General features: G+C 68.3%; 10 protein-coding genes and 1 pseudogene. 6 read left to right on the forward strand and 5 right to left on the reverse strand.

The genetic code is table 11. From position 1 onward, the window contains the following. The 3 genes from TSO352_RS33655 to TSO352_RS26895 all read right to left on the reverse strand — a co-directional run. The coding region (locus TSO352_RS33655) for a hypothetical protein (RefSeq protein ID WP_199231731.1) at positions 1-531 on the reverse strand (531 nt) is incomplete at its 3' end. 256 nt (positions 532-787) lie between these two features. Next, a complete protein-coding gene (locus tag TSO352_RS33005) occupies positions 788-1,210 on the reverse strand; it encodes a hypothetical protein (protein ID WP_146210800.1) in 423 nt (140 codons plus the stop codon). Between the two features lie 221 nt (positions 1,211-1,431). Further along, positions 1,432-2,001, reverse strand: coding sequence for a GNAT family N-acetyltransferase (locus TSO352_RS26895; protein WP_247872450.1), 570 nt, complete (start codon positions 1,999-2,001; stop codon positions 1,432-1,434). A 338-nt stretch (positions 2,002-2,339) separates the two neighbouring features. Between TSO352_RS26895 and TSO352_RS26900 the strand changes: the two genes are divergently transcribed. From TSO352_RS26900 to glyS, 4 genes are all read left to right on the forward strand, one after another. Beyond that, on the forward strand, positions 2,340-2,783 hold the full coding sequence (locus TSO352_RS26900) for a hypothetical protein (RefSeq protein WP_109110153.1): 444 nt from the start codon (positions 2,340-2,342) through the stop codon (positions 2,781-2,783). Between the two features lie 142 nt (positions 2,784-2,925). After that, the gene (locus TSO352_RS26905) at positions 2,926-3,207 is read left to right on the forward strand and encodes a hypothetical protein (protein WP_109110154.1); all 282 of its coding nucleotides are present in this window, start codon (positions 2,926-2,928) and stop codon (positions 3,205-3,207) included. Positions 3,208-3,313: 106 nt separating this feature from the next. Next, on the forward strand, positions 3,314-4,210 hold the full coding sequence (locus TSO352_RS26910; protein ID WP_109110155.1) for a glycine--tRNA ligase subunit alpha: 897 nt from the start codon (positions 3,314-3,316) through the stop codon (positions 4,208-4,210). Positions 4,211-4,215: 5 nt separating this feature from the next. Then, positions 4,216-6,303 carry a glycine--tRNA ligase subunit beta gene (gene glyS / locus TSO352_RS26915; RefSeq protein ID WP_109110156.1) on the forward strand — a complete coding sequence of 696 codons (2,088 nt, stop codon included), beginning with the start codon at positions 4,216-4,218 and terminating at the stop codon, positions 6,301-6,303. A gap of 148 nt (positions 6,304-6,451) precedes the next feature. Here the strand turns inward: glyS and TSO352_RS26920 are convergent, their stop codons facing one another. Further along, positions 6,452-7,099 (reverse strand): chemotaxis protein, encoded by a 648-nt coding sequence (locus TSO352_RS26920; protein ID WP_109110157.1) that lies wholly within the window; start codon positions 7,097-7,099, stop codon positions 6,452-6,454. 5 nt (positions 7,100-7,104) lie between these two features. Further along, positions 7,105-7,464: a response regulator gene (locus TSO352_RS26925; protein WP_109110158.1), complete on the reverse strand. Its 360-nt coding sequence runs from the start codon at positions 7,462-7,464 to the stop codon at positions 7,105-7,107. A gap of 169 nt (positions 7,465-7,633) precedes the next feature. On the opposite strand from TSO352_RS26925, the gene TSO352_RS26930 reads away from it, so the two are divergent. Next, on the forward strand, positions 7,634-8,047 hold the full coding sequence (locus TSO352_RS26930) for a putative toxin-antitoxin system toxin component, PIN family (RefSeq protein WP_247872451.1): 414 nt from the start codon (positions 7,634-7,636) through the stop codon (positions 8,045-8,047). Positions 8,048-8,180: 133 nt separating this feature from the next. After that, a pseudogene (locus TSO352_RS33660) lies at positions 8,181-8,405 on the forward strand (hypothetical protein); the annotation flags it as partial.

The following is an 8,405-nucleotide window of genomic DNA, read 5'->3' on the forward strand; positions in this document are numbered from 1 at the left end:
TTGCGCCGCCGCCGAGAACGCCGAGGCCGGAGCCGCAACCGCCGAGAAGGCCGGCGCCGGCATCGCAGACGCCGACTGCGCCGCCGCGGACTGGGCGGATGCCGATTGCGCAGATGCGGAGAAGGCAGAGGTCGCGGACGCCGACTGAGCAAACGCCGAAGTGGCAGAAGCGGAGGTGGCAGAAGCGGAGGTGGCAGAAGCGGAGGTGGCAGAAGCCGAGGTCGCGGAGGCGGAGGTGGCCGAAGCGGAGGTCGCGGAGGCCGAAGTAGCGGAGGCGGAAGTGGCCGAAGCCGACGCAGCGGTCGCGATCGACTCGACGGCGAGACCGCTGTCCAATCCGGCGTCGCTGCCGGTCAGGTAATTGAGAGCCTCCCCAGCTGCCGAGCGCACGTCATCGGGGAGAACGCCACCGAAGCCGTTCTGCGCCAGCAGGGCCTGCTTGCCAGGAATATCAAGAGCATTCAATTGACTACGGAATTCGCCATCGGTGGCGAGGCGCTTAATGAGGGAAAATGCCTGTTCTTTGGCCATTTAAGGGCCCCTCCTGCAATCGGTCAGCCAATAGGATTGCTCCGGATAGGATGCAATGACTAAACCAATAGCATACGCAATCGGTAAAATTTCTAGTGAAAACGCACAAGAATCAGCGGCTGCCATCGAAATTTAATGCCGCAATCCGTTGCCCCCGGACCCGAGAGAGAACAGTGCACAGCCCCCTTCCCCGATGGGCACGGGAACCGTGCACTGCCACCCGCGAACGGACGAAATTAAGTCCAGACCAACAAACTCAACCAGCGACCTTCACGCTGGCCGGCGTACCGAAACCCGCGGATGCGTTGGCAGGAACACTGAAGCCCGCCGCAGCGCTGGCCGGTGCACCGAAGCCCGCGGAAGCGTTGGCTGGAACGCTGAAGCCCGCCGCAGCGCTGGCCGGCGTACCGAAGCCCGCGGAAGCGTTGGCAGGAACGCTGAAGCCCGCCGCAGCGCTGGCGACGACGCTGGTGGTAGCGTTGTCGGTGCGCGCCGCGATCGACGGATGCGGCACGGACCGTGGCATCGCAGCACGAACATCGTCAGCCGCGACGTCCGCAAAGCCCTCGGCGGCGAGAAGGGCGCGCGCACCTTGGGAACTCACCTCTTTCAACCGTTTCCGAAAATCGCTGTCGGTGGCGAGACGCTTAATCAGGTCGAATGCTTTCCCCGATGTCATGACCACTCCCGCTGCTGTAGGGCCGAACCGTTTCAGCCGACGGTGGAAGGCTACTCAGCAACATTCTTATCGTCAACCGGCAATGCACGCACGAGTGGAGCTTCTTATTATTCCACCCGCAATGCAGCAAACACGTCATTCCCTGCAAACCAGACGGGTTGGGCCGACGGCCAGTCGACAAACGCGGCTTCTCATCCGCGACTCAGTCTGCCCAGCGGGTATCAGGATGCGTCCGCCGGCGCCATCCGGCGGCGCGCGCGCCATTCTTCGCGCGTTTGGTGCCAGACATCGGCCTCGGGTGGGTTGACCGGTTCGGGCAGCAAGGTGGTGCCACGCATCTCCGCCCCCAGCTTGCGCGCCACCGCCTGCGACGCGATGTTGCGGGGGTGGATGGTGTGGATGACCTCGGTCCAGCCGAGATGGTCGAACACCCAGTCGATGGCCGCGGTGGCGCTTTCCACCGCATAGCCGCGGCCCCAGCGATCACGCAGGATCGCCCAGCCAACCTCCGGCCCCGGCCAGCCTTCCGGCACCCACGGGCCGACGCGACCAACCCAGAGCCCGGTCTCCTTCTCGATGACGGAGAACATGGCGAATCCCTGAATCGACCAGGCGCCGGCCATCGACAGGAACCCCCGCCAAGCCACCGGACGCGATTGCAGCCCGCCAATGAATTCGGTGGTTTCCGGATCCGCCATCATCGCCGCCCAGGCGTCGAAGTCCTCGGCACGCGTGGGCCGAAGGATCAGCCGCGCCGTTTCCAACACCGGTTCACCCATGGACGCCACCATTGCCCTATTCCGATCGTCAACGAAAAGCGCAACCATGAAAGCAAACACCCTCTTCATCAGACCACCCGGAAGAAAGCTCCAGGCAAACAATTCACAACCGAAGGGAAACAGTGCCTGCCGATTCGGCAACGGCCGCAAGAATTATCATTCACAAGCATCGAACCCGCGTCCAGAGCGAACTGTCGGCACCACCGTCGCACAGCGTGACCTCAACCGAACACCCTAGGCGTTCTGGGCTAGGGCGACGGCGTGCCCTTGATACCATATAGTGGTGCGAAGCCCGGTCGCCGGCGCGGCCGGGCGGACAAAAAGAACAGTGACATGAACGGAGCACAATAATGTTGCGGTTTCGGATGGCGATCCTGGCCCTGGCGGCGGTGAGCGGTGCGGCCATGGCGAGTTGGAGCGGCGGGGCCGCGGCCCAGTCCAAGCTGGACCCGTCGGGGCAGCCGGTGTGGGACGAGAGCCACAACCAGCGGCCGACCGCGGCCAGCGACCGCGCCCTGCCGGCCGGGGTGGTGACGTTGCGCACCGCGACCTCCGCCCCCGGCGTGCTTGGCGTCTACGCCCGCAACGGCCTGCCCTTCGACATCGTGCTGACACGGGTGGATGCCACCGAGTGCGTCAACATCGCACCGCAGGACTGCGGCCTGCTCGGCACCGACGTCCGCGTCGCCGCGGGGGCGGAGGTTCTGGTGCGCAGCCTGCGGCAGGCCGACATGACCCGCACCTATGGCGTCACCCCGGTCTACACCTGGCGCCCCGCCGTCGAGGCGAAGTGAGCGGACGGGCCGCCGGCGTCCGGAGCGCCCGGCGGCCCCCGGCTTCGCCGCCCCCGCTTCCTTGAGAGTCATTCGGTCCTTGAGTCCTTGACTTCCTGGCGCCCGCGGGCTGAATCCGCGGACACCAAACGGGTTCCGCCTGATGTTGTCCTTGTCCAAGATTCTCGTTCTGGCGCTGGTGATCGGCGCCGTGTGGTACGGCTGGCGTTGGGTCAACCGCGTCCAGTCGGTGGGGCGGCAGCGCACCGCCGCCCGCCGCCGCGGCCCGGACGACAGCGCCGGTGGGCCCGCGCCGCGCCGCGACGCCCCCTTCCCCGCCGCGATGGAAGCGGAGGACATGGAGAAGTGCCCGGAATGCGGCGCCTACGTCGCCCCGCGCTCCGCCGTGTCCTGCGGCCGCCCGGCCTGCCCCTACGGCCGCTGACGGCAACGGGACCCGACGCCCTGGTTTTCCCGCGCTGCGGCTTGATTTGGCGGTGGCGCCCGCCTATCGTGCGGCGCGTTTCAACACTTCTTATTGTGGACCGTCCATGGCCTCCCAGATCGGGACTTCCGACGGCGGAACTTCCGCCGACCGCCGCGGCCTGTCGTTCCAGGCCCTGATCCTCAAGCTCCACCAGTTCTGGTCGGAGCGGGGTTGCGTCATCCTGCAGCCCTACGACATGGAGGTCGGCGCCGGCACCTTCCACCCGGCGACCACGCTGCGCGCGCTGGGGCCCGATCCGTGGAAGGCCGCCTACGTCCAGCCGTCGCGCCGGCCCAAGGACGGCCGCTACGGCGAGAACCCGAACCGGCTTCAGCATTATTACCAGTACCAGGTCATCATGAAGCCCTCGCCGGCCAACGCGCAGGAGCTGTACCTGGAAAGCCTGCGCGCGATCGGCATCGACCCGTCGCTGCACGACATCCGCTTCGTCGAGGACGACTGGGAAAGCCCGACGCTGGGCGCCTGGGGCCTGGGCTGGGAGGTGTGGTGCGACGGCATGGAGGTCACGCAGTACACCTATTTCCAGCAGGTCGGCGGCATCGAGTGCGACCCGGTCGCGGTCGAGCTGACCTATGGCCTGGAACGTCTGGCGATGTATGTGCAGGGCGTCGAGAACGTCTACGACCTCGACTTCAACGGCCAGGGCGTGAAGTACGGCGACGTCTTCAAGCGCGCCGAGATCGAATACTCGAAGCACAATTTCGAGTTCGCCAACACCGACATGCTGCTCCAGCATTTCAAGGACGCCGAGGCCGAGTGCCAGGCGCTGGTCGGCCAGAACCTGGCGCTGCCCGCCTATGACCAGTGCATCAAGGCGTCGCATCTGTTCAACCTGCTGGACGCCCGCGGCGTGATCAGCGTCGTCGAGCGCGCTGCCTACATCGGCCGCGTCCGCACGCTGGCCAAGGCCTGCTGCGAAGCCTGGACGGGGGCGAAGTGAATCCCATGACCGAACTTCTGATCGAATTCTTCTCCGAGGAAATCCCCGCCCGCATGCAGGCGCGGGCCGCCGACGACCTCAAGCGCCTCGTCACCGAGAAGCTGGCCGCCAACGGCCTGACCTTCACCACGGCCGCCGCCCACTCCACCCCGCGCCGGCTGGCCCTGGTGGTCGACGGGCTGCCGGAACGCACCGCCGACGTGCGCGAGGAAAAGAAGGGGCCGCGCCTGGGCTCGCCGGAGCAGGCGGTCGCCGGCTTCCTGAAGTCGGCCGGCCTCGACAGCCTCGACCAGTGCGAGCAGCGCGACACCGGCAAGGGCGTCTTCTACTTCGCCGTGACCGAGAAGAAGGGCCGCGAGACCGCCGCCGTTCTGGCCGAGATCATCCCGGCGGTGATGGCCGACCTGCCCTGGCCGAAGTCGATGCGCTGGGGCACCGGCACCGTGCGCTGGGTCCGTCCGCTGCACTCGATCATCGCCCTGTTCGACGGCCGAGTCCTGGACGGCGGTTTCGAGGTCGGTGGCACCCAGGGGCGGATCGCCTTCGGCAACAGCACCCGCGGCCACCGTTTCCTGGCGCCCGACGCCTTCACGGTGGAGAACTTCGCCGACTACCAGGAGAAGCTGCGCGCCGCCAAGGTCGTGCTCGACCGTGACGAGCGCAAGGCCAAGATCAAGGCCGACGCCGAGGCGCTGGCCGCGGCGCAGGGCCTGACCCTGTCGCCCGACGACGCCCTGCTGGAGGAGGTCGCCGGCCTCGTCGAATGGCCGGTGGTGCTGATGGGCAGCATCGACGAGAGCTTCATGGACGTGCCGTCGGAGGTGCTGATCACCTCGATGCGCACCCACCAGAAGTATTTCGCCGCGCTGGACAAGACCGGCGCGATGGCGCCGCGCTTCATCGTGGTCGCCAACACCGAGACGGTGGACGGCGGCAAGGCCATCGTTGCCGGCAACGAGCGCGTGCTGCGCGCCCGCCTGTCCGACGCCAAGTTCTTCTGGGACCAGGACCGCAAGACCAAGCTGGAAGCCCGCGTCCCGGCGCTGGAGAAGATCACCTTCCACGCCAAGCTGGGCACGGTGGCCGAGAAGGTCACCCGCGTGCAGCTGCTGGCCGCCGAGATCGCCCGCGCCATCGGCGCCGACAGCGACGCCGCCAGCCGCGCCGCGCTGCTGTGCAAGGCCGATCTGGTGACCGAGGTGGTCGGCGAGTTCCCCGAGGTCCAGGGGATCATGGGCCGCTACTACGCGCTGGGCCAGGGCGAAAGCGCCGAGGTCGCCAACGCGATCGCCGACCATTACAAGCCGCTGGGTCCGTCGGATTCCTGCCCGACCGCGCCGGTGTCGGTGGCGCTGGCGCTGGCCGACAAGATCGACACGCTGGTCGGCTTCTTCGCCATCGACGAGAAGCCGACGGGATCGAAGGACCCCTACGCCCTGCGCCGCGCCGCGCTGGGCGTGATCCGGCTGGTGCTGGAGAACGGGTTGCGGGTGAGGCTGTCGGACGTGTTCGCGGCGGCGCACGGTGCCTACACGGTCAGCGGCTTCACCCCGGCCGGCAGCGTCGGCGGCGACCTGATGTCCTTTTTCGCCGACCGCCTGAAGGTGGTGCTGCGCGAGCAGGGCGTGCGTCACGATCTGGTCGACGCGGTGTTCGCGCTCGGCGGCGAGGACGATCTGGTGCGGCTGCTGGCGCGGGTGAAGGCCCTGCAGGCCTTCGTCGGCTCCGACGAGGGCGCCAACCTGCTGGCGGCCTACAAGCGCGCCTCCAACATCGTCCGCATCGAGGAGAAGAAGGACGGCGCCAGCTTCGACCAGCCGGTCGATGCCGACCGTCTGGTCCAGGACGAGGAAAAGGCGCTGTTCGCCGCGCTGAACGAGGCCTCGGCCACCGCCAAGCCGCTGCTGGACGCCGAGGACTTTGCCGGCACCATGGCGGCGCTGGCGAAGCTGCGCAGCCCGGGCGACGCCTTCTTTGACAAGGTGACGGTGAACGCGGAGGACAAGGACCTGCGCGCCAACCGCCTGCGCCTGCTGACGCAGATCCGCACGACGCTGAACACCGTCGCCGACTTCTCGAAGATCGAGGGGTGATTTTGGGTGGGGGGCGTTCGCGCCCGCTCGACGATGCCCCCTCCCCATCCCTCCCCCGCCTTCGGCGGTGGAGGGGGTAGGACGCGTGTCGGCGTAACGTGAATTGAAGGGGCGGGAGAGGGTTAGGGAGGGGGCAAAGCGCTCCCCCTCACAACCCCGCCAAAGCCCGCCGGATCGCCTCGCGGAAGGCGTCGAGCGAGGCGATGTCCAGCAGGAACAGGGCGTGCCCGCGGGCATCCCCCGCCGCCAGCGCCATGTCGATGCGGACGAACAGCACCGGGTCGGTGGCCGAGCCGATCACCGCTTCCGGGGCGCCGGCGCCATAGCCCGGCACCGTGCCGGCGATCTCGCCGCCGATCAGGTTCGACAGACTGGCGAGGCAGCCGTTCAGGATGATGTTGCCGATCTCGGTCAGCGCGTCCTGCTCCATCTCGCCCGGCGCCTCGGCGGCGGGGTCGACGGGGACAAGCCGGCCGACTAGGGCCAGCGTGCCGCGCTCCGGAAAGATCAGCATCGCCTCGCCGGTGAAGGGACCGGTGAAGGCGCCGCGCACCGCGCAGACCGGGGCCAGCCCGCCATCCAGATCGCCGCCGACCTCCTGCGTGATGCTGGCGCGGGTCGACACGGCGAAGGACGGCACCGACAGTTGGACCTCCTCCCCCAGCATCGAGCTGAGGGCGGCGGCCGGTTCGCCCATGCCGATGTTGAACAGCTCGGCGATGGCGTCGGCCTCGTCGGCGTCGAGACGGAGCGGGTCGGCGGAGGGCGGTGCGGCGGGCGATGCGGAGGCGGCCATCGGGCTCACTGCCCGGCCGCGGCGAGGAACTCGCGGATCTTGTCCGAGGTGATCGGCTTGGCGATGAAGCGGACGCCCAACGCCTCCGCCTTGCGCTTCAGCGTGTCCTGGACGTTTGCGGTCAGCAGCCCGATGTGCAGGCCGAGGAAACGCTCCTTCAGCCGTTCGGCCAGCGCCAGCCCATCCATCCCCGGCATGTTGTAGTCGACGATCGCCGCGGCCGGCGCCGTGTCGCCGATCACCTCCAGAGCCTCCTCGCCGCTGGCGGCGGTGACGATGGTCCAATCCGGGCGCAGCGAGGCGATGACGCTCGACACCATGTTGCGCGCCAATCGGCTGTCGTCGACGACGAGGATGCTGGTCATGCCGAAAGTTCCGTCCTAAAGATTGGGTTCACGCTTTGCGGGCTTCTTACCGCAAAGCACCCGGACCCACAACATACGCCTTGCAACCAGACCACGTCCTCAACCCGTGTTCACCCGCGACATTTCGGCCGGCAACCCGGGCCGCGGGCCGGCGCCCCCCGTTCGCGCCGTGCTCGACACCAACATCCTGGTCGCCTATGCGCTGCTGGGCGACGCCGCCGCGCGCCGCCATCAGGCGATCCGCCGCTGCGTCGAGCGCGTGCGCGGCGACCGCGGCCTGGTCGGCAGCACCGAAACCCTGGCGGAGTTGGCGGAGGTGCTGATGCGCCCGACCTTCGACCGCTACGCCGACGCCGGCAACCGGCGCCGCTTCGTCGATGCCATCGCCGCGGAAACCACGCTGGTCGCCCCGGCGCCGGTCGGCCGGCTGTGCCGCGACCCGGAGGACGACATGTTCCTGGCCGCCGCGGTCGGCGGGGCGGTGCCCTGGCTGGTCACGGTCGACCGCCAGCTTTTGTCGGTGCGCCGGGCCGGCGATACCCGGGTGCTGCGGCCGGAGCGCTTCCTCGACGCCCTGGCCTGATGGCGTTCTGAACCGCAGCCCGAAAATCCACTCGACAAACCGGGCGCGGTTCCTAGAATGAAAAGGGAACACATCGCAAACTGCGAGTGAACGGAGGCGTGGCCGCAGCCCAACCCAGGGGGTGGCTGCCGCGATGAGACCAAAGCGATGGGGCATGGGCAGCGATGAGCGTGCGGCGATGAACGGCCAACGGCTTCTGTTCGACGATCTGCCGGAAACGGAACCGACGCGCAAGCCGCGCCGGTCCCGCGCCGGCACCATCGCCGCCCCGGTGACGGTCGATATGGTGCGCGAGGCGGCTCCCCAACCCAGGACCGCGGCCGCCGGCATGGCGGCGCTGCCGCTGGCCCCACCCGCC

It is taken from the genome of Azospirillum sp. TSO35-2, from assembly GCF_003116095.1.
Taxonomy (GTDB): domain Bacteria; phylum Pseudomonadota; class Alphaproteobacteria; order Azospirillales; family Azospirillaceae; genus Azospirillum.